Source organism: Aliivibrio sp. SR45-2 (assembly GCF_963890165.1).
GTDB lineage: Bacteria > Pseudomonadota > Gammaproteobacteria > Enterobacterales > Vibrionaceae > Aliivibrio > Aliivibrio salmonicida.
The window spans coordinates 154,185-174,423 of sequence record NZ_CAWPRC010000161.1 but is presented as its reverse complement, the minus strand read 5'-3'; the positions used below and the strand labels follow the sequence as shown (position 1 = coordinate 174,423).

The 20,239-nt window shown below is 39.9% G+C and carries 20 protein-coding genes and 1 pseudogene; 13 read left to right on the top strand and 8 right to left on the bottom strand.

Translation table 11 applies throughout. The annotated features are described in order from the left end of the window. The first annotated feature begins 115 nt into the window (after positions 1 to 115). Positions 116 to 1,513 carry a coniferyl aldehyde dehydrogenase gene (locus tag AACV33_RS13160; RefSeq protein WP_026469730.1) on the top strand — a complete coding sequence of 466 codons (1,398 nt, stop codon included), beginning with the start codon at positions 116 to 118 and terminating at the stop codon, positions 1,511 to 1,513. Positions 1,514 to 1,591: 78 nt separating this feature from the next. Beyond that, positions 1,592 to 2,476, top strand: coding sequence for a DMT family transporter (locus AACV33_RS13155; protein ID WP_012549847.1), 885 nt, complete (start codon positions 1,592 to 1,594; stop codon positions 2,474 to 2,476). Between the two features lie 105 nt (positions 2,477 to 2,581). Here the strand turns inward: AACV33_RS13155 and AACV33_RS13150 are convergent, their stop codons facing one another. Continuing rightward, complete coding sequence (locus AACV33_RS13150; RefSeq protein ID WP_023603572.1) at positions 2,582 to 3,730, bottom strand: iron-containing alcohol dehydrogenase; 1,149 nt, start codon at positions 3,728 to 3,730, stop codon at positions 2,582 to 2,584. Between the two features lie 196 nt (positions 3,731 to 3,926). Here AACV33_RS13150 and AACV33_RS13145 point away from each other — a divergent pair, with 196 nt between their 5' ends. Next, positions 3,927 to 4,811 carry an AraC family transcriptional regulator gene (locus AACV33_RS13145; protein ID WP_017022952.1) on the top strand — a complete coding sequence of 295 codons (885 nt, stop codon included), beginning with the start codon at positions 3,927 to 3,929 and terminating at the stop codon, positions 4,809 to 4,811. Here AACV33_RS13145 and AACV33_RS13140 read toward each other — a convergent pair. Continuing rightward, the gene (locus tag AACV33_RS13140; RefSeq protein ID WP_023603571.1) at positions 4,808 to 5,371 is read right to left on the bottom strand and encodes a TetR/AcrR family transcriptional regulator; all 564 of its coding nucleotides are present in this window, start codon (positions 5,369 to 5,371) and stop codon (positions 4,808 to 4,810) included. The two genes, AACV33_RS13145 and AACV33_RS13140, sit on opposite strands and share 4 nt — an antisense overlap. A gap of 111 nt (positions 5,372 to 5,482) precedes the next feature. On the opposite strand from AACV33_RS13140, the gene AACV33_RS13135 reads away from it, so the two are divergent. Continuing rightward, positions 5,483 to 6,016: a dihydrofolate reductase family protein gene (locus tag AACV33_RS13135; protein ID WP_017022954.1), complete on the top strand. Its 534-nt coding sequence runs from the start codon at positions 5,483 to 5,485 to the stop codon at positions 6,014 to 6,016. A gap of 64 nt (positions 6,017 to 6,080) precedes the next feature. On the opposite strand, the gene AACV33_RS13130 is transcribed toward AACV33_RS13135, so the two are convergent. Both AACV33_RS13130 and AACV33_RS13125 read right to left on the bottom strand, forming a co-directional pair. After that, the gene (locus AACV33_RS13130) at positions 6,081 to 7,295 is read right to left on the bottom strand and encodes a pyridoxal phosphate-dependent aminotransferase (RefSeq protein WP_012549851.1); all 1,215 of its coding nucleotides are present in this window, start codon (positions 7,293 to 7,295) and stop codon (positions 6,081 to 6,083) included. A 196-nt stretch (positions 7,296 to 7,491) separates the two neighbouring features. Further along, positions 7,492 to 7,629: a hypothetical protein gene (locus AACV33_RS13125; RefSeq protein ID WP_023603567.1), complete on the bottom strand. Its 138-nt coding sequence runs from the start codon at positions 7,627 to 7,629 to the stop codon at positions 7,492 to 7,494. Here AACV33_RS13125 and AACV33_RS13120 point away from each other — a divergent pair. The 6 genes from AACV33_RS13120 (at position 7,622) to menE (ending at position 14,760) form a co-directional block, all read left to right on the top strand. Further along, a complete protein-coding gene (locus AACV33_RS13120) occupies positions 7,622 to 8,944 on the top strand; it encodes an isochorismate synthase (RefSeq protein WP_017022957.1) in 1,323 nt (440 codons plus the stop codon). The two genes, AACV33_RS13125 and AACV33_RS13120, sit on opposite strands and share 8 nt — an antisense overlap. Next, positions 8,941 to 10,674, top strand: coding sequence for a 2-succinyl-5-enolpyruvyl-6-hydroxy-3-cyclohexene-1-carboxylic-acid synthase (gene menD / locus AACV33_RS13115; protein ID WP_182699359.1), 1,734 nt, complete (start codon positions 8,941 to 8,943; stop codon positions 10,672 to 10,674). Before AACV33_RS13120 ends, menD begins: the two co-directional genes overlap by 4 nt. Then, complete coding sequence (gene menH, locus AACV33_RS13110) at positions 10,658 to 11,452, top strand: 2-succinyl-6-hydroxy-2,4-cyclohexadiene-1-carboxylate synthase (RefSeq protein ID WP_065612039.1); 795 nt, start codon at positions 10,658 to 10,660, stop codon at positions 11,450 to 11,452. The genes menD and menH overlap by 17 nt, the downstream gene beginning before the upstream one ends. A 4-nt stretch (positions 11,453 to 11,456) precedes the next feature. Beyond that, positions 11,457 to 12,323, top strand: coding sequence for a 1,4-dihydroxy-2-naphthoyl-CoA synthase (gene menB / locus AACV33_RS13105; protein ID WP_017022960.1), 867 nt, complete (start codon positions 11,457 to 11,459; stop codon positions 12,321 to 12,323). Positions 12,324 to 12,400: 77 nt separating this feature from the next. After that, positions 12,401 to 13,375 carry an o-succinylbenzoate synthase gene (menC, locus tag AACV33_RS13100; protein WP_017022961.1) on the top strand — a complete coding sequence of 325 codons (975 nt, stop codon included), beginning with the start codon at positions 12,401 to 12,403 and terminating at the stop codon, positions 13,373 to 13,375. Continuing rightward, positions 13,363 to 14,760, top strand: a complete 1,398-nt coding sequence (gene menE, locus AACV33_RS13095) for an o-succinylbenzoate--CoA ligase (protein WP_182699358.1) — start codon at positions 13,363 to 13,365, stop codon at positions 14,758 to 14,760. The genes menC and menE overlap by 13 nt, the downstream gene beginning before the upstream one ends. A gap of 43 nt (positions 14,761 to 14,803) precedes the next feature. On the opposite strand, the pseudogene AACV33_RS13090 reads toward menE, so the two are convergent. Next, positions 14,804 to 16,090: pseudogene (locus tag AACV33_RS13090) on the bottom strand (MFS transporter); the annotation flags it as partial. Between the two features lie 30 nt (positions 16,091 to 16,120). Continuing rightward, positions 16,121 to 16,720, bottom strand: coding sequence for a TetR/AcrR family transcriptional regulator (locus AACV33_RS13085; RefSeq protein WP_012549762.1), 600 nt, complete (start codon positions 16,718 to 16,720; stop codon positions 16,121 to 16,123). A 225-nt stretch (positions 16,721 to 16,945) separates the two neighbouring features. Here AACV33_RS13085 and AACV33_RS13080 point away from each other — a divergent pair, with 225 nt between their 5' ends. Both AACV33_RS13080 and AACV33_RS13075 read left to right on the top strand, forming a co-directional pair. After that, complete coding sequence (locus AACV33_RS13080) at positions 16,946 to 17,845, top strand: Tim44 domain-containing protein (protein ID WP_023603561.1); 900 nt, start codon at positions 16,946 to 16,948, stop codon at positions 17,843 to 17,845. A gap of 146 nt (positions 17,846 to 17,991) precedes the next feature. After that, positions 17,992 to 18,222: a TIGR02647 family protein gene (locus tag AACV33_RS13075; RefSeq protein WP_012549764.1), complete on the top strand. Its 231-nt coding sequence runs from the start codon at positions 17,992 to 17,994 to the stop codon at positions 18,220 to 18,222. On the opposite strand, the gene AACV33_RS13070 is transcribed toward AACV33_RS13075, so the two are convergent. Beyond that, complete coding sequence (locus AACV33_RS13070) at positions 18,223 to 18,474, bottom strand: YkgJ family cysteine cluster protein (RefSeq protein ID WP_017022965.1); 252 nt, start codon at positions 18,472 to 18,474, stop codon at positions 18,223 to 18,225. Between the two features lie 159 nt (positions 18,475 to 18,633). On the opposite strand from AACV33_RS13070, the gene AACV33_RS13065 reads away from it, so the two are divergent. After that, positions 18,634 to 19,074, top strand: coding sequence for a YcgN family cysteine cluster protein (locus AACV33_RS13065; protein WP_182699357.1), 441 nt, complete (start codon positions 18,634 to 18,636; stop codon positions 19,072 to 19,074). A gap of 104 nt (positions 19,075 to 19,178) precedes the next feature. On the opposite strand, the gene AACV33_RS13060 is transcribed toward AACV33_RS13065, so the two are convergent. Then, positions 19,179 to 20,207, bottom strand: a complete 1,029-nt coding sequence (locus AACV33_RS13060; RefSeq protein WP_182699356.1) for a phage integrase — start codon at positions 20,205 to 20,207, stop codon at positions 19,179 to 19,181. Positions 20,208 to 20,239: the final 32 nt, after the last annotated feature.

Genomic DNA, 20,239 nt, shown 5'->3' with positions numbered 1-20,239 from the left:
AAGATCAATCAGTTATTTGAGAAATAGAAGCATCACATAATTGAACATTATTGTTATTTAGTCGTTTAGATACCTTGCTATAATCATGTTCTATCTGTTGAATGGAATAAGAAAAATGGATGATGTAGTTAAGTTAAAATCAGAGTTTACGCAATTTCAAGACGCTTACCAACGTAATCCTTATCCAATAAAAGAAGAGAGGTTGGGCCATTTATCGACATTGAAAGCCGCATTACTGGCAGAGCAAGTTGCGGTCATTGACGCGTTAACCGCAGATTATGGGTTTCGTAGCAAATTTGATTCGACGATTTGTGATGTTATGCCAACCATTCAACACATCAATTACACCGTAAAACGTGTACCAAAATGGCTTAAACCTGAAAAACGCAAAGCGGGATTATTGCTGTCACCATCAACGCTATCGATTACTTATCAGCCGCTTGGGGTTGTTGGTATTATTGTGCCGTGGAACTTTCCTATATTTTTAAGTATAGCGCCTATTGTGACGGCATTAGCGGCGGGTAATCGAGTGATGGTAAAGCTAAGTGAATATACACCAGAAACGAATCAGGTATTGCGTCGTGTATTTTCATCATTGACTGAACATATTTGCGTCATCGAAGGGGACGGAAATATAGCCGCTGAATTTTCTCAATTACCCTTTAACCATTTATTATTTACAGGCTCAACTCAAATAGGAAAGTTAGTTGCGAGTTCGGCGGCTAAGAACTTAACCCCTGTGACTCTTGAGCTTGGAGGAAAATCTCCTGTAATCATTGCTGATGATGCTGAAATAAGCACTGCTGTAGATGCCATTATGCTCGGTAAATCGATTAATGCAGGGCAGATATGTGTTGCGCCTGATTATGTCTTTATTCCGAAAGACAAAGTAGATGTGTTTATTCAGCGTTATTCGCAGCGTTTTCTACAGGCATTTCCTGAGAAAAAAGGAAAAAGAGAATACAGTCATATTATTAATCAGACTCAGTATGATCGGTTAACTCATTACAGCCAAGACGCTCAAAATAAAGGGGCAACAATTATTTCTATTGGTGAATCAAGTAATGACCAAGGACGATTATTTTTACCGCAACTGATGACGAACGTCAGTGATGAGATGTTGGTGATGCAAGAAGAGATTTTCGGTCCTATTTTACCTATCATTGGTTACGATAACGTAGATGAAGCGATCACTTATATTCAAGCGCACCCTCGTCCGCTAGCGTTATATATCATGTCGAACGATAAAGAGATGATTCAGAATATAATAAAACAGACTCATAGTGGTGGGGTCGCCGTGAATGATACTATGATGCATGTGGCGGCAGATGATGCGCCTTTTGGTGGTATTGGTGATTCTGGTTTAGGGAGTTATCACGGTATTGAAGGCTTTAAAACCTTTTCTCATGCGAAGACAACCTTACAAACACCTAAATGGCTCCCTCGTTCAAGATTGCTATTAAAGCATAAAAAATGGATGCTGAAATTACTGAGCATCAAATTCATAAAATAGCCTGCGTTATTATAGGTTGGCAAAGGAGGGGATAGGTCGTATGATCTGATTCCCTTTTTTATCACGAATCGTTTATTTATGTCTCAACATCAACCAGTCCAAGGGGCATCTTGGATGTTAACTGCGGGCCTTGCCTTTGCTATCGTTAACAGTATTGCCCAATATTTAAGCATTAATTTTGGATTGCCTTCAACCATGGTTGCTTTGGTGCAATATGCGATTGCTTTAGTGGTTATTTTGCCTTATTTACGCACATTAGGGATCCGAAATTCACTAAGAACTGAATACTTTGGTATGCATGTTATACGTGTCTCTCTCGCTGTTGTTGGTATTCAATTGTGGCTATGGGCATTAGCCTACCCAGTGCCTATTTGGCAGGGTATTGCACTGTTAATGACATCCCCATTATTTGCGACGATAGGTTCAGGGCTTATTTTAAAAGAGAAAGTAGGTGTCGCTCGTTGGTGTGCAACATTAGCAGGCTTTGTTGGTGCAATGATCATTCTTGAACCGTGGGCTGATGATTTTACATGGGCAACATTATTACCCGTTGGAGCTGCGTTTTTTTGGGCGTGCTATTCATTAATGGTAAAGAAAATGTCATCAAAAGATTCACCATCAACCATGGTGGTGTATTTGCTGATATTGATCACGCCGTTTAATATTTTATTAGCGTTACCTGAATGGCAAGTACCTAGTGATATGACGATGTGGATGTTGTTATTTGGTGCTGGTGTCATGACGGCGTTGGCACAATGGGCTATTGTAAAAGCATATTCAGCGGCAGATGCGTCTTTTGTACAGCCTTTTGACCATGCCAAATTACCATTAAATGTCTTGGCCGGTTGGATGGTTTTTGGATGGGCTCCTCCGGGACGTTTATGGCTAGGTGCTGCGATTATTATTGCATCGGTAGCCTTTATTACGCAGTGGGAACGTAAGAAACAGACCGTAATTAAATAACATAAATACATTTGCTGACGTTAACAATGAGAAAAGCCGATTCAACTAACCGTATTGTTAAGTTGAACAGGCTTTTTTATGTTGATGCTAAGTCAGTTGTAAAAACTACTTCACCGCATCTTCAAGAATTGCACGAGATACATCAAGAGTAATTGCTTGGTTCTCACCTAAAGCAACCATGCCATGAGTTTCAAGTTGTTTGATGATGGTATCAATTGCTGATGCTTTATCATCACCGTGCTCTGTTAACTCAGTTGGTGAGTTTAGGCTATGGTAGAAGGTTTCAATTGCAATAATTGTACGTTCTGCTAAATCATCAGACGCTTCTAGGCCAAATACGTTTTTACCCATTTGCTCTAATTTTGCTCGTTTCGCTTCAATTTGGTTACGAAGTAAAGACGGTTGAATGATAGAAAGAGAACGAGCGTGATCAACGTGATACAGAGCCGTTAGTTCATGACCGATCATGTGTGTTGCCCAGTCATGTGGAACACCAGAACCAATTAAGCCGTTTAATGCTTGGTTAGCTGTCCACATTAGGTTTGAACGCCACTCGTTATTATCACGGTTATCGTATTGAGCGCCAAGAGTCAGTAGGTTACGAAGTAAGGTTTCAGCATAACCGTCTTGAACCATTGCACCGATTGGCATTGTTAGGTATTGCTCACAAGTATGAACCCATGCATCGACTAATCCATTGATTAATTGACGTTCAGGTAGCGTCTTCATTGAATCAGGATCAAGTACCGCAAATTTAGGCTGTACTGCTGCTGCCATGAAAGGCAGTTTTGTTTGAGTTGATTTTTGTGTAATAACTGAACCAGAGTTAGATTCAGAACCTGTCGCTGGTAGCGTTAGAATAGCACCCAGTGGAATTGCTTCTGTTACGGTGTGCTTACCGATCAGAATATCCCAACCATTGCCATCGTATTTTGCTGCAGCGGCAACGTATTTAGAACCGTCGATAACTGAACCACCACCAACCGCCAGAATGTAATCAATCTTTTCTGCTTTTGCGATAGCAACGGCGTTATCTAATGTCTCAACCGTTGGGTTAGGCTCAACGCCTGAAAACTCAATCCAAGAGTGGTCAGCTAAAGCGGCAACAACTTGGTCGTAAACGCCATTGTTCTTGATAGAGCCGCCGCCATAAATGACTAATACTTTTTTATCTTGTGGGATAGATGTTGCGATGGCAGCGATTTGACCTTGGCCAAAATGAATTTGGGTAGGATTAACATAAGAAAATTTCATTGCTGTACCTCATTGGTTCCAAAAGAAGAATGCCCTGTTTTTTACAAAGCTTATTATTTCAATAAGTGCATATTAGTCTTGAACTGTAACTTTAGAAAGGTGAATTACTGTATTTTTATTGCCTATTTCTACAATTGGCTGTATTTTTTAAAACAGAAGTAAATAGATGTGATCATAGTCTAATAAAGGAAAAATGATGAAATCTCTTGGTGATTTAATGCAAAGTTATGCCGACAGCTATGGTTTTAATGATCTTGAAGGGATCAGGGAAACGGCAGTACCCGGAGTGTGGTTTTATCGCAGTAGCAAAGGGAATCAACGGCAACCATTTGTTTACCAATCAGGGATTATTGTTATGGGGCGAGGGCATAAGCACATACATATCGGTAATCAACCTGTTCATTATGGTCCTGATGATTATTTGGTTGTTGGTGTCCCAATGCCATTAGAGTGTGAAGCCTTTCCAGAAAAAGGTGAACCATTATTGGGATTAAGTATTGATGTTGATTCGGCCTTATTGCATCGATTAGTGAGTGAATTAGAAAATGCCAAGTTTCAGGTTTCAGCGCATTCTGAGCAAGACGGCTTTGGATTAATATCGGTTAAAATGGCTGATGATATGCTTGAGAGTTGTAAGCGTTTAATGCTCGCTTTACACAGTGATTTAGATACTCAAATGCTCGGAGAGTCATTACTTACTGAGATTGTTTATCGAGTGCTTACTGGTCCAGAAGGACACGTATTATTTAACCTTGCTCATCATGACAGTCAATATGCTCGTGTAGCAAAAGCCTTAAATAAAGTGCACCAATCTTACGCTGATGGGCTTACGGTTCAGAATTTGGCTGAAGAAGCGAACATGAGTGTTTCTGCGTTTCATTCGGCATTCCGAAAAGTGACACTAGAGTCACCATTGCAGTATTTAAAGAAAGTCCGTTTGAATAAAGCGAAAGAGCTTATTCAATTGGAAGGTCGAAGAGTAAATGATGCTGCTCACCTTGTAGGTTATACCAGTACATCTCAATTTAGCCGTGAGTTTAAGCGTCATTTTAATATGACGCCTAAAGGGGTAATTGCTTAGTTTGAGTGCTTAAGGGCGACACAATAGAAATGCAGTGGCCCTTTTATATATTCTGTAATATTGATTAGTTCTGCTTGGTTGCAGTTTAATGCAAGTGCAAATCCGTGTAAGTAATCAGCGAGTAGATCGAGCGCATTTTTCTTTGCTTCATCGCTTAAGTTTAATTTTCGGATGACGGCATTGAAGCGCTCGGTAAATACCGCCGCAGGGCTGTGAGACGACATAGAAAGCAGGGTTTCAAGTAGGCCTGGGTAGGTCTGAAGTAATGCTAAGTAACTGGCACATAATAGATTTAGCTCATTCTCCCAATCCTCTTTACTGTCAGGTTGATATATATCTTCAATTAATGATGTTGTGATGGTTTCAAGTAAGGCATTTTTATTGCTGAAATAATAATAGATTGCCATCGCGTCGACATTCAAATGTAAAGCCAACTTACGAATACTGGGGACTTTCCCATCTTCTTTCATCAAACTCTTTGCCATATTCATAATTGAATCTTGGCTAAGATGCTTATTTGAACCACTAGGTCTTCCGCGCTTTTTCTCCTTGACAGACATCGAATCCTCTCGTTAAACTAATCTTTAATTTCTACAGTGTAGAATAATTATATAGAAAGAAATATATAAAGCCAAGTGAAGATCATAAACGAATAAAATTCGGAGCCTACAATGTCAAACAGCGTATTTATAGCAACAAGTTTAGATGGATATATTGCAGATAAGAATGGCGGTATTGATTGGTTACATACAATACCAAATCCAGATCAAAATTCGATGGGGTATGTAGAACATTTTGACCGTATTGATGCAATGGTGATGGGACGAAATACGCTTGATATGGTATTAAGTTTTGGTGTCGATTGGCCGTATTCCAAACCTGTTTTTGTATTAAGCAATACAATGACCTCCGTCCCTGTTGGTTACGAAGATAAAATTTTTTTAGTTAAAGGCCCATTAAAAGAGGTTCTTAAAGGTATCAATGAGCAAGGATTTGAACATTTATACATTGATGGTGGTGTGACGATTCAAAGCTTCTTAAAAGAAGATCTGATTGATGAAATGATCATTACCACTATTCCGGTACTTTTAGGTGGTGGATCGCCACTGTTTGGTGATTTAAACGCTCCCTTAAATTTCAAATTCGTGAAGAATGAGATTTTTCTTAATGCCATCGTTCAGAATCATTTTGTGCGAGAGCGTTGAGTTATTTTTTGAATAAAAAAAGGTCTGCAATTATGCAGACCTTCGTTTGTTTAGTACGTATTTATTATTGCTTATAAGTATGTAAGAAACGCTCTAAGCGTCCGATCGCAACTTCTAAGTCATCTACGCGAGGCAGTGTAACGATACGGAAGTGATCAGGTGTTGGCCAGTTAAAACCGGTACCTTGAACGAGTAATACTTTTTCTTTGATCAAGAAATCCAGTACGAATTTCTGGTCATCTTTAATTTTGTACATCTTCGGATCAAGTTTAGGGAACAAGTACATTGCGCCCTTTGGCTTAACACAACTCACGCCTGGAATTTGTGTGATTAATTCATACGCTTTATCACGTTGCTCCAATAAACGGCCACCCGGAAGCAGAAGTTCATTAATACTTTGATAACCACCCAATGCGGTTTGAATAGCATGCTGCATTGGTACGTTGGCACATAAGCGCATTGAAGCCAACATATCAAGACCTGCAATATACCCTTGAGCATGATCTTTAGGGCCATTCAAGAACATCCAGCCACCACGGAAACCACAAACACGATAAGCTTTAGATAAACCGTTAAATGTTACGGTAAGTAAATCGGGTGCTAGTGTCGCCAATGTCGTGTGAATTGCGCCGTCATAAAGAACTTTGTCATAAATTTCATCAGCAAAAATGATCAAATTGTTTTGACGAGCAATTTCGACTATTTGCAATAAGAAGTCACGGCTGTATACCGCACCTGTTGGATTGTTTGGGTTAATTAATACAATCCCTTTGGTGTTCGGTGTGATTTTCTTTTTGATGTCGTCAAGATCTGGATACCAATCAGCCCCTTCATCACATAAGTAATGAACAGGATTACCACCAGATAACGATACTGCCGCAGTCCATAAAGGATAGTCAGGTGCAGGAACCAGCATTTCGTCGCCATTGTTAAGCAACGCTTGCATTGCCATTACGATTAATTCAGAAGCCCCGTTACCTATGTACACATCTTCTACGTCAAGATCTAATAAACCACGACGTTGATAGTGTTGTACAACCGCTTTACGCGCTGAATAAATGCCTTTTGAGTCACCGTAACCTTGTGAGGTTGGTAGGTTTTTAATTACATCAACAAGGATTTCTTCAGGGGCGTCAAAACCAAACTGGGCGGGATTCCCAATGTTTAGTTTAAGAATTTTCTGCCCTTCTTCTTCCATTCTTTTAGCATGTTTAAGAACAGGACCGCGAATGTCGTAGCATACACTGCTAAGTTTTGATGACATTGCAATATTTTGCATGGTTTAACCTTGTTGATATAAAAAACGATATAAGCCCAAATTACACTATTTCTTATAGACTGAGAAACAATTTTTAGAAAAAAATCGTGTAAAAATGGCTCTTGCAGTATTTACGTCTGGAGGGTGAGGATAATTTAGATTGATTTAGCCTTCACAAAGAGACACATTTTGATACCAGTTTTATTTTTTAGACATACTATTGATGTGAATTATTTTTTATTTGCTGCACTTTTGCTAGAATCACTACATCTAACAAGGAAATAGCAAGCAATTCGGCTTGTGTATAACGGTGCCATGATGGCTGAAAACGATCAGGAGAGGTTAATTTGTCCACTTTTCAAGATGCCATTGAATCGATTCGTCATCAAATAGCACAAGCAACATCATCTCATACCATTTGTATTGACTTAGATTGGGCGGTTGGTGATCAACTTATTGATTGGCTTGAAGCGCAACCGATTTACCCTAAGTTTTATTGGCAATCTCGTGATGGTGAAGAAGAAGTTGCGGTGTTAGGCCAAGTGAAGACTTTTACTGATCCAAAGGCGGCGCAACAAATATTAGCGCCTCAACAACGAGTGTGGGGTGGGCGATCGTTTGATGGACGCACTGAGCGAAACCGTCGTTGTATGTCTTCATTTTTCTTTTTGCCTAAAGTTGAAATTACGCGTTTAAAATCATCGTGGCATTTCATGGTCAATTTGTCAGATGATAATTCTCGTTTATTGTCAACGTTAGATAAATTAAGTGAGCAATTTACGTCATTATCTGAATTGCATTGTCGTGTTCAACAACGTATCAATACGCCTGAAAAAGAAGATTGGTCAAACATGGTCAATAAAGCGTTGACTGCCATCTCAAATAAGAAATTTGAAAAGGTGGTATTAGCACGAAAAACAACACTAACGCTTGACCAACCGTTGTCGTCTGCACAATTTTTAAAAGCGAGTCGTAAAGCCAATAGCCACAGTTTTCATTTTATGATGGCGTTGGATAGCGAACATTGTTTTATCGGTTCAACCCCTGAGCGTTTATATGTTCGTAATGGGTATGCGTTAAAAACAGAAGCGTTAGCGGGAACCATTGGTCGTGGTCATGATGAAGAAGAAGATGATCAACTTGCATCATGGTTAATCTCTGATAAGAAAAACCAATATGAAAACCGTCTTGTAGTGGATGATATTGTTAATCGCTTATCTAAATTCAGTCTTTCAATGAAGGTAGCTGAAAAATCTGAGCTGGTTAAATTACGTAAAGTTCAACATTTAAAACGTCCAATTTCAGCTGAAATTAATCAAGAATGCAGTGATTCTCAATTGCTTGATAATTTACAGCCAACAGCGGCTATTGCGGGGCTACCTCGCATGTCTGCATTGGACTTTATTATTGATAACGAACCTTTTGCTCGTGGTTGGTACAGTGGTGCCGTTGGTTTTTTAAGCCAACAACGCAGTGAGTTTTGTGTCGCGATCCGAAGCGCATTGGTTATGGGCAATAAACTTCATCTTTTTGCTGGTGCAGGTATCGTTCCTGGTTCAGAGCCAAGCAGTGAATGGGATGAATTGGATAGAAAGACATCAACGTTATGCACCTTATTAGAATCTGATATTACAATGAATCCAGAAATTACGGAGTCGCAAGTCGCATGATGCAACCAGAGCAACAAGTTATGCTAAACCAAGTTTGGGCTGAATTAATTATTGAAGAATTGGTTCGAAATGGAGTAAAGCATGTTTGTATTGCTCCGGGATCTCGCTCAACACCATTAACTCTTGCTGCCTCAGAGCATGAGAACTTATCGATTCATACGCATTTTGATGAGCGTGGATTAGGGTTTTTAGCCTTAGGTATTGCGAAAGCTTCGCTGCAACCTGTTGCTGTTATTGTGACTTCGGGTACCGCCGTAGCCAATTTATTGCCTTCAGTGGTTGAATCTGGATTAACCAAAGAAAAACTTATTCTCTTAACGGCAGACCGCCCTGTTGAATTGATCGATTGCGGAGCCAATCAAGCCATTAATCAACATAATATTTTCTCTTCTCATGTGTGCCATTCTCTTTCTTTACCTTCTCCTAGTTTGAATGTACCTGCTCAATGGGTATTAAGTCGTTTGGATCAAGCTTGCTTTACTCAGAAAGAGCAAGGCGGGGCGATTCATGTGAACTGTCCTTTTCCAGAACCTTTTTATGGCAAAAAAGACGAAACCCTTTTACTCGCGTATTTAGCGCCGATTCAAGCGTGGAAAACAACAACGCTTCCTTATGTCGAACAATTAACGCCAAACTATGATGTCGCTGTATCTCCTCAGTGGATGCAAGTCGCTCAAAAGAAAGGGGTCGTGATCATCGGCAAAGTGACGTTAGTTGAGGCGCAAGCGGCTGCAGATCTAGGGCGAGAGTTAGGTTGGCCTGTTTTGTCTGATCCTCAATCTGGTTATTGTTCTGAATGGGCTCATTATGATTTATGGATGCAAAACCAAGACTGTTTAGCGTTATTGGGTGATGTAGAGTGCGTGCTTCAATTTGGTGCGCGTTTGGTATCAAAGCGTCTTAGTGCGTGGTTATCTATGTACGATCAACAGTATTGGATAGTGGATACACATCCCGAGTTACTTGATTCAACGTTCCGTCAGCATACTCGTTATCATGCCTCTATTATTGATTGGTGTACGGCACACACAGAACGTTTACAAGGAAGAGATTGTTACTTTGATCATGCCCCATTAACGCAATGGAGTGAGTCATTAAAAGTGGCCTCTCAAAATATCTTGGCGCTTACGTGCTCAATGGTTTGTCATACTGAGACATTATCTGAATTAAGTTTCGCACTGACGGTTGGCCAAAAGGTAAATCACTGTGACTGGTTTATTGGTAACAGTTTAATTGTTCGTTTATTAGATATGGTTGGTGAGATTAATCAGCAACCCGTTTATACCAACCGTGGTGCTTCTGGTATTGATGGGTTAATGGCAACAGCAATGGGGGTTCATCTTTCGAATCAGAACCCTTTATTGTGCTTAGTGGGTGATACGTCATTACTTTATGATTTGAATTCATTAGCATTATTAAAACAAGCGACACAACCGATTGTTGTTGTCGTTTTAAATAATGATGGTGGTGGTATTTTTGATTTACTGCCTGTTAATGAAAAGAAAAAAGACGATTTCTATCGTATGCCTCATCATTTAGAATTTAGCCACGCGGCTGCCATGTTTGGGTTGACCTACCATAAGCCCGAAACTTTAAGCTGTGCAATATCCATGATCAATGGCGGTTTAAAAAGCGGTGTTCACTTAGTTGAAATTAATACACCGTCAGGTCAAGCAGGCGAAGAATTAACACGATTATTCCAAACCATTCAACATGCCACTTTATTCTAAATTGATTGAACCCATAGAAAGCACTACACAACCTTGCGTGGTGTTTTTACATGGACTATTGGGCTCAACAAAAGAGTGGGATCAGATAGCTTCCGTCATTGCTCAATCACACCCTGTATTATTAATTGATCTTCCTGGACACGGTAAAAGTCAGTCGGTGGAATTGGAAGAGTCAACCGGATTTGAACAAGCATGCCAGCTTATTATTGAGCAGTGCCACAGTTCTCCGTATCAAGAGTTTGTGCTTGTCGGTTACTCTTTAGGAGGACGTTTGGCGATGTATCTGAGTGCTTTTTTTCAGCTTCCTAATGACATAACCCTCCGAGGTTTGTGCGTTGAAGGAGGGAACTTTGGTTTAATCTCAAAAGAAGAAAAGCACATTCGTTGGCAAAATGACACGATGTGGGCAGAACGATTTGAACAACAACCGATTGCTGATGTTTTAGACAATTGGTACCAACAAAAGGTATTTTCTTCACTAAACCCTGAGCAAAGACAAGTTTTAGTGGTAAAGAGAAGTGATAATCTTGGACTCTCGATTGGAATGATGTTGAGATCAACCTCACTGGCTAAGCAACCATATTTGCTTAACGAGCTGCATCGTTGCACCATCCCTACGCTTTATATTTGCGGTGAAGCAGATCAAAAATTTCAACACTTGGCTGAGCAAAGTCAATTAACGTATCAAATCATTGCTCAGGCTGGTCATAACGCTCATGTGGAACAGCCCGAACGCTTTACACATGTACTTAATACATTCTTACAACAATGGACATAACCCCATGGCAAGAACTGTTGGCATTTCAGAAGAAGAACTTTACGCTCCAGTAAATTGGACAGATTGCACTGCGCAATATGAAGACATTCAATATCATAAATCTGCAGATGGCATTGCAAAAATTACGATTGCACGTCCGCAAGTACGTAACGCATTCCGTCCTGGTACGGTTAAAGAGATGATGGATGCGCTAGCAGATGCTCGTTATGACGAGAAAGTTGGCGTTATTATTCTAACGGGGTTAGGCGAAGAGGCTTTCTGTTCTGGTGGTGATCAGAAGATCCGTGGCGATTACGGTGGTTACCGTGATGACAGTGGCACACACCACTTAAACGTATTGGATTTCCAACGTCAAATTCGTACGTGTCCAAAACCAGTGATTGCTGCGGTTGCAGGCTACGCTGTTGGTGGTGGTCATGTTCTTCATATGATGTGTGATTTAACTATCGCAGCAGAGAACGCTCAATTTGGTCAAACAGGCCCTAAAGTCGGTTCTTTTGATGGCGGTTGGGGTGCATCTTACATGGCTCGTATCGTAGGCCAGAAAAAAGCCCGAGAGATTTGGTTCTTATGTCGTTTCTATGATGCTCAAGAAGCACTAGACATGGGTTTAGTAAACACCGTCGTCCCTGTTGCTGATTTAGAGAAAGAAACGGTTCGCTGGTGTCGTGAGACGCTACAACATAGTCCAATGGCATTACGTTGTCTAAAAGCAGCATTAAATGCAGATTGTGATGGTCAAGCCGGTCTTCAAGAACTTGCTGGTAATGCAACAATGATGTTCTACATGACTGAAGAAGGTCAAGAAGGTCGTAACGCATTTAATGAAAAGCGCCGCCCTGATTTCGATAAATTCCCTCGTAATCCATAAGCGACACTATCACTTATTTTGATAAGTTTGAGAGGCTCTCTGAGTCTCTTTTTTCTTTTTATTGGTTGGAGTAACAAATGAAAACAGCCAAGATATATCAATATCAACTCCCTATGGACAGTGGAGTGATTCTTCGTGAGCAACGTCTTCAACAAAGAGATGGGTTGATCATTGAATTAAGTGATGGAAAACACACAGCAAAAGGTGAAATTGCGCCTTTACCTGAATTTAGCCAAGAAAATTTAGAACAAGCACGTGAAGATCTAATCTCATTAACTCAAGCGTGGTTAAATGATGAAGTTCTGGATGTGGATGCCAATTGTCCCTCTGTTGCTTTTGGTTTTAGCATGGCATTACTTGAGCTTGAAAATAATCTACCTGAAGTTGGTAATTATCAAGCAGCTCCTTTGTGTTCTGGTGATCCAGACGATTTAGTGGTGAAGCTAAATGAGATGAGCGGTAAGAAAGTCGCGAAAATTAAAGTTGGAATGTATGAAGCGATTCGTGATGGAATGGTTGCGAATATGTTTTTAGAGTTGATCCCCGATCTCTCTTTGCGTCTTGATGCTAATCGCGGTTGGACTCCTAAAAAAGCAGAGCAATTTGCGAATTATGTTAGCCCGCAATACCGTTCTCGCATTGAGTTTTTAGAAGAGCCTTGTCATAGCCCAGAAGAAAGTCTTGAATTTTCTAAAGCGACGGGAATTGCCATTGCGTGGGATGAAACCGTACGTGATGAAGGTTTTGAAGTGAAAGCTCAAGATGGCGTGGCGGCAATCGTAATTAAACCGACGCTAGTTGGCTCTGTCGGTAAATGTATTGAACTTGTTGAGCAGGCACACCAATTAGGAATGCAAGCCGTGATCAGTTCAAGTATTGAATCAAGTTTAGCGCTAACACAACTTGCACGACTTGCTGCTTGGAAAACACCGAATACGATCCCTGGTTTAGATACCATCGATTTATTTAAAATGCAGTTAGACACACCGTGGCCTCATTGTGAGTTACCGATGCAAGCGCTGTCCGATCTCGAGGTGATATGGGTAAGTTAATTACGCCTGAATTTACAACTTGGCCGTGGGTTAAGTGGAGTGAAACACGTGAGCTTGAAATCGCATTACGAGATGGTGATACGATCTGGACATGGGCTGAAGTATCGACTCAAATAAATCGCTACGCGAACGGATTACTCCAGCAAGGTGTTAAACGTGACGAAGTCGTTGTCGGTATTTCTAAGAACTGCATTGAATTAGTCTGGTTGCAACTTGCTTGTGTCCGTATCGGAGCACGTTTTGCAAGTATTAATCCCAAAAAACCAGAGTGCGAACTTCATCAGTTAGTTACGAGTATTTCTGCGAGTTATATTTGGTTTGGTAAAGACCAAAAAACAATCTCGGGAACGTGGCATCATTTACAATTGATTAATGCTGAATATGGCGTCATAGCAGCCACTTGGCAGTTGGGTCGGTTAGCCACATTGACCTTTACTTCTGGGTCGACTGGCTTACCAAAAGCCGTTGCACACAGTGCGAATAATCATTTACATTCTGCGGCAGGCTTACTTAGTTGGATGGATTTTGATGTATGCGATTCGTGGTTATTATCGTTACCACTATTTCATGTATCTGGTCTTGCGATTGTGTGGCGTTGGCTACTCTCCGGTGCAACATTAGTCATGCCGACATCGAACGGACTTCTTCATGATTTATCTAGTGTCACTCATGCGTCATTAGTGCCAACACAGCTAGCTCAAATCTTGGCGGACGACCAAGTATCCCGTTTAGCCTTAAAGCGCGTATTGTTAGGGGGAGCCGTTATCCCTCCTGAACTAACGGACGCGGCTGAATTGCAAGGTATTGAATGCTGGTTAGGCTATGGTATGACAGAGATGGGTTCTACTGTTACCGCTAAGCGAGCGGATGGTCATACTGGCGTTGGAAATGTCCTCCCTTATCGAGAGATTAAAATTGATCATGGTGAGGTTTTAGTTCGAGGCGAAACGTTAGCACTTGGCTATTATCGTTCATCTGGCATCATCGATATTGCTGAAGACGATGGCTGGTTTAAAACAAAAGATTTAGGTGATGTTTCTACGGGTGAGCTGCATATTAAAGGACGTGCTGATAACATGTTTATTTCTGGAGGGGAGAATATACACCCTGAAAAAATTGAACAAGCGTTATTATTGCATCCAATGATTGAGCAAGTGATTGTCGTTGAAAGCGTGAATGAACAATTTGGTTATCGACCTGTTGCCGCTGTCGTTACTACATCAGAGATTAAGGAAGAAGAGCTTACTTATTTCTTATCTGACAAACTTACCTCGTATGAATTGCCTATTCGTTATGAATTAATGCCTGAGTCGTTACTCAATACGGGCATTAAAATATCTCGACAAAAAGTAAGAGAGTGGGTAAACGATTTATTACCCGCATAAATAAATTATCAGGGTGTGCATTTTATTAAAGATATCGTGCTTTAATAAATCGAGATACACGCCCTGAAAATCGGTAAAAAAGATACACGGTTACGCATAAATTCATTGCTGATAATAATCCAAAAAACTGCGGTATTGATAAATTTACGACAGAAAGCATTATAATTCCGAGAAGGGCACTGCCTACCATGAACAGGGCATTATAAATGTTATTTGCAGCAATAATTTGAGAACGATACTTTGGTTGTGGGTAGGTTTGAATCATGACATAAAGCGGAACAATAAATATCCCACCAGACACGCCGAGTAAAAACAAACTGATGAAAACAGGCAATAAATCCAAGTTAGATAATAATTGAATAAAACCTATAGCATCAACGGGTGCGGTTGGGGTCATGACATAAAGGATTGAGCCAAATACAGAGATACCTAAACTGCCTAATGGAATTATCCCCAATTCAATTTTATGCTTTGAAATCACATCGCAAGCTAATGATCCTATCGCAATACCAATAGAAAAAAGAGCTAATAACACGGTTACCGTTGTTGCATTGCCATTCAAATGTAAATGGGTGTAATTTGGGAATTGAGTAAGGTAGCTTGCGCCTAAAAACCAGAACCAACTTATTCCCATAATTGCTAAAAATACCACAGGGTTACGTTTGGCTATTTGAATTGTGTGTTTTGTTTGCTTAACTGGACGCCATTGGAAGTTAAGCGTTGGGTTCATGGCTTTGGCGTAAGGAATCGAACGGCTCGTTAAATAGCCTAAGATAGCCAAGAGTACGACAGCGGCGGCGGCGATATAGTGAGCATATTCTTGTGATGCAATAAACCCCGCACCAATGGTCCCAAACAAAATAGCGAGAAAGGTGCCTGTTTCTACTAATGCATTCCCAGAGACTAATTCTTCTTTTTTTAATTGTTGAGGGAGTAGTGCGTATTTTACTGGCCCAAAAAAGGCGGATTGTGTGCCCATTAAAAACAATAAGATTAACAGTAGAGTGTAGTTTTGCAGAATAAAGGCAACAGCTCCCAATAACATAATACCAATTTCGGCCAATTTTACTTTACGGATAAACGCTGATTTTTCATATTTGTCGGCTAAAATTCCGGCAGGTGCGGAGAATAGAAAAAAAGGAAGAATAAATAAACCAGCGGCTAAATTTATAAATAAATTGGATGAGATAGGCAAAGAATCGGCACTGGCAAAAGCTACAAATAATAAAAGGGTATTTTTATAAATATTGTCGTTAAATGCACCTAAAGCTTGAGTCATGAAATATGGAAAAAATCGACGCTGAGTAAGTAGTTGCGCTTGCTTCGCCATAAAAATCCTTTTAGTAACTCAAAAATTAAACTAGCTGATCTTCCATTGATTAATGTAATTATCAAATAAGTTATCGATTAATTGGTGCCCATCAAATGGTAAGCCGGAGAAAAATAAATCATCAACACTTAATTGTGTAATTCCGTGAACGCTTGCCCAAATAACACGACTGGTTACGACTATATCACCATCACTCTTTGAGGGGTTAATGGTTCGAATAATACTTTCTAGCATTGTCATGATTTGATTGATGCGGTCTTCTTGCCATTCCGGTAATAATTCACCATTCATATTATGCTCAAAGATTAGCTGCCAGCGATTAGGGTGTTGTTTTGCAAAGTCGTAATAGCAGTAAGCAATGGCTTTTAATGCTTCTTCTGATGTTGTGCTATTTTCTATACCTAATGCGATTCGTTGCATCAGTTCATCAAGTGTTTGGGCAATGGAGCGAAGCAGTAATAAATTGTAGCTACCAAAAATATTGACGAGCGTGCTAGGGACATAACCAATGCTTTTGGCTAATTTTCTTAAACTGAGTTCGTGATGTGAGTGTTCTTCAAGATACAACTTCACATTATTTAATGCCATTTCACGTATTTCTTGATGAGAATGGTCATTTCTGCGAGCCATAATAACCTTTAATGAGTAATGTTGAACAATGTTCTTAATTCTAAATGTAATTGGTGATTCTTCAAGTAAGAGTTTTATCAATTAGGGCGGAAAGCACAATGTTGAGAATCAAACTAATATCGTTTTAACACTCTGAAACATACTCATCCATATTAAAGCTCCCAATGTGCAGCGATGCAGGCTATTATCGGATCAAATTATTTTAATAGAGTAAAGGAAGAGATAATGAAACGTCTTTTATCTGTTGCTGCCCTTATGTTTGTTTTTGTTTTTGCTGCTCCTCATGCAGAGGCAAAGAAATTTGGTGGTGGTAAATCATTTGGTAAGAGCTTTAAAACAGCCCCTGCACCAAAACAAAAACAACAAAATACCAACACAATTGGTAAGCAAGATACCGCTAAAGGAGCATCAAGTAAGAAAGGCCTTATGGGCGGATTACTTGGCGGCCTTCTTGTCGGTGGCCTTCTAGCATCAATGTTTGGCGGCGGCGGCTTTGAAGGTATCCAATTTATGGATATCATTATTATGGCTGGTGTTGCATTTGTTTTATTCAAACTTTTCCGTATGTTTATGGCGTCCAAAGCCGGAAGCATAAATCAGAGGCAAGGGGCCGCCTACGCAGGCCCACAAGCGTCTCATGATGAAAAGCCGAGTTTCCGTGATAACCAACAGTATTTCCAAGGCGATCAAGCTCAACCACAAACACAAGCAACAGGTGGTTTTGGTTCGATTGGTTCTGATGAAGTGCCGCATAACTACCCACCGGGTTTTGATTTGCAAGGTTTCATCAATGGTTCTCGTGAGCACTACCGTATTTTACAAGGTGCATGGAACCATAACCAACTTGAAACTATTCAAGAGTACGTATCAATCAGTCTTTACAATGATTTGGTTCAAGAACGTGCAAACCTTGAAGGTGAGCAACATACTGACGTTATGTTTGTTGATGCAGAAGTTGTTCGTGCTGAGCACAATGCAAGCAGTGCACAATTAAGCCTACAGTTCTCAGGACGTTACCGTGATTCAGTGGAAGGTCTTGAAGAAGACATCACTGATGTTTGGCATTTAGAGCGCGATCTTACGCAGCCTAATGCACCATGGTTAATCATCGGTATTCAAGCTTAAGTGCTTTAGATACAAGAAAGTTGATTAAAAAATATCCTCATAGAGAGTAATCCTATGGGGATTTTTTATAGGTGTGATCTAGCTCTGTTTTAATCTTTGAAAGACAGTCTATGCTGAAATCAGTTAATAAATAAGAGAGATTATATATGCCATTTAATAAAGATATTATTGAAGAAATGAACCTTCTCAAGCAATTCCCACTAGAAAGCACTCAAGCGGGTTTAAAAGTTCATTCAGACGCAGCACCCGAAGCAATCGAAGCAATGAAGCGTCTTTTCACGAAAGGATTGGTAACACAAAATGATGGTGGTTATTTAACAGCCCACGGTACTGAAGTCTCAGAGCAAGTACAAAACGTTATTCGCGTATTATCGTAATTAAAGCGTCATTGATTCTAATTCAGTGATCGTTTGCAATGCTTGTTCTGAGGTTGAACCACACACGTCAGGGCAAGCTTTAAATTGGTGACACACCTTTGGGCGTTCAGCCTGACCAAATAGCTTACACAGATTCTCATCGTTCAATTGAACACAACGCACACCAGCAGGTTTCCCATTTGGCATCCCAGGAATAAATGAAGTAATACTTGGGGCAATACAGCAGGCACCGCAATATAATCTACATTCCATACATCATCTCATTGCATCAATTAAAGGATGCGCAAAATACCACTCTTCATCTTTCAGGTCAAAGTTAGTCTGGATTCTTATCTTGTGATCTGTAAACCACTTGCACTTTTATCTCAAGATGGGTATAAAACCGCCTCTTCCCATAATGAGTGTAAAGCAATGACTGAGCAATTTTGGCAACAAAAAAAACTAGAAGAGATGACAGAGCAAGAGTGGGAATCTCTTTGTGACGGCTGTGGGAAGTGCTGTTTACATAAATTAATGGATGAAGATACCGATGAAGTTTACTACACCAACGTTGCGTGTAGTTGGCTAAATAGCAAAACGTGTTCATGCAAGGATTACGCTAAGCGTTTTACCTCTGGTGAAGAGTGCTTAAAACTGAGTCGTGAGAATATCGCCGAGTTTAACTGGCTCCCAGTAACTTGTGCATATCGTTTATTAGCAGAAGGCAATCCGATCCCAGAATGGCACCCATTGATTACCGGATCTAAATCAGCGATGCATGCGGCTGGCGAAAGCGTTAGAAATAAAGTTGTGTATGCGATTGATGTGAAGAACTGGGAAGATCACATTACAAATCATCCTCACAGAAGTTAAGCTATAGCGTGGTTTCAATGGGTTACGATTTAAATTAAAGTGAAACCACTGTATATAAAAACATATGAATGTATATGTAGGATTTTTTTGTAGTCACTATGTAGTCATTTTTTTAGTTGATAAAGTGGATTTTTTGTCACGACGTCTTCAAGGTGATCTGGTGATAAATGGGCATAGCGCATAGTTTGTTTAATATCGCTATGTCCTAAAATTCGCTGTAGAGCAATTATATTCCCACCATTCATAAGATAGTAAGACGCAAAAGTATGTCTAAGAACGTGAGCTGCTTGATTTTTCAATCTAGGTACATGCTTGGATATAAAACGATAGATAGTTGAATATGCAATGTTAAATAAAGCTCCAGATCCTTCTTTATAAATTTCATTGTATAATTCAATTCCAATAGGAACGGTTCTATTTTTTTTCCCTTTTGTTTGAGTAAACGTCACTTTATATTGAGATAGTTGAGAGCCTGTTAACGTAGACACCTCTAAAAATCGCCCACCAGTGGCTAAGCACAGTTTAATTATCTTATGTAAGTCTTTATGAGTTTCATAGCGCTCAGCTTCATCTACAAGCATTATTATTTCATCAATAGTTAAGAACTCCATTTCAGCTTCATGTAGTCTAAAGTGACGTACGCTTTGAAGTGGGTTTATTGCTTTCCATATTTCCATTCGTTGTAATTCAGAAATCATAGCATTCAGCAGGTCTTGCTCTATGTTACAAGTTCGAAAAGAAACCGCAGTGTAGTGATTGTTTAAATCTGGAATAGCACCAGCGATTCGTGCTGCTCTATATTCAGTGAACATTTGTGCAGATAAAGAAGAGTAGATAGGATTATTTACTCCCATTACGATGACTTTTAATTTTCTATAAGTATATTTTGCATGAGCTAGTGATTGGCCGTGTCGTTCGTGCCAAATATCAAGCATATCGAGCAACCTTTTTTTATTCGATTTCTCACCTAACCACGGCTTGTCGTCAGTTTCTCTTAAAGTGAATTTTTCATAAGCTAATGCTTCTCCTTTGGTCGCAAAGCGTTTACGTACACGCTTACCATTACGTCCATTAGGATAAACATCACAAAGCCAAGGGTTCTTTTTACCATCATCTAATTTACGAATTGTCATATATAGCACCAAATAACTGTATATATAAACAG

Coding starts and splice junctions, on each gene's coding strand:
- AACV33_RS13160 (WP_026469730.1), top strand. CDS start 116: ATGGATGATGTAGTTAAGTTAAAATCAGAGTTTACGCAATTTCAAGAC.
- AACV33_RS13155 (WP_012549847.1), top strand. CDS start 1,592: ATGTCTCAACATCAACCAGTCCAAGGGGCATCTTGGATGTTAACTGCG.
- AACV33_RS13150 (WP_023603572.1), bottom strand. CDS start 3,730: ATGAAATTTTCTTATGTTAATCCTACCCAAATTCATTTTGGCCAAGGT.
- AACV33_RS13145 (WP_017022952.1), top strand. CDS start 3,927: ATGAAATCTCTTGGTGATTTAATGCAAAGTTATGCCGACAGCTATGGT.
- AACV33_RS13140 (WP_023603571.1), bottom strand. CDS start 5,371: ATGTCTGTCAAGGAGAAAAAGCGCGGAAGACCTAGTGGTTCAAATAAG.
- AACV33_RS13135 (WP_017022954.1), top strand. CDS start 5,483: ATGTCAAACAGCGTATTTATAGCAACAAGTTTAGATGGATATATTGCA.
- AACV33_RS13130 (WP_012549851.1), bottom strand. CDS start 7,295: ATGCAAAATATTGCAATGTCATCAAAACTTAGCAGTGTATGCTACGAC.
- menD (WP_182699359.1), top strand. CDS start 8,941: ATGATGCAACCAGAGCAACAAGTTATGCTAAACCAAGTTTGGGCTGAA.
- menH (WP_065612039.1), top strand. CDS start 10,658: ATGCCACTTTATTCTAAATTGATTGAACCCATAGAAAGCACTACACAA.
- menB (WP_017022960.1), top strand. CDS start 11,457: ATGGCAAGAACTGTTGGCATTTCAGAAGAAGAACTTTACGCTCCAGTA.
- menC (WP_017022961.1), top strand. CDS start 12,401: ATGAAAACAGCCAAGATATATCAATATCAACTCCCTATGGACAGTGGA.
- menE (WP_182699358.1), top strand. CDS start 13,363: ATGGGTAAGTTAATTACGCCTGAATTTACAACTTGGCCGTGGGTTAAG.
- AACV33_RS13085 (WP_012549762.1), bottom strand. CDS start 16,720: ATGGCTCGCAGAAATGACCATTCTCATCAAGAAATACGTGAAATGGCA.
- AACV33_RS13080 (WP_023603561.1), top strand. CDS start 16,946: ATGAAACGTCTTTTATCTGTTGCTGCCCTTATGTTTGTTTTTGTTTTT.
- AACV33_RS13075 (WP_012549764.1), top strand. CDS start 17,992: ATGCCATTTAATAAAGATATTATTGAAGAAATGAACCTTCTCAAGCAA.
- AACV33_RS13070 (WP_017022965.1), bottom strand. CDS start 18,474: ATGGAATGTAGATTATATTGCGGTGCCTGCTGTATTGCCCCAAGTATT.
- AACV33_RS13065 (WP_182699357.1), top strand. CDS start 18,634: ATGACTGAGCAATTTTGGCAACAAAAAAAACTAGAAGAGATGACAGAG.
- AACV33_RS13060 (WP_182699356.1), bottom strand. CDS start 20,207: ATGACAATTCGTAAATTAGATGATGGTAAAAAGAACCCTTGGCTTTGT.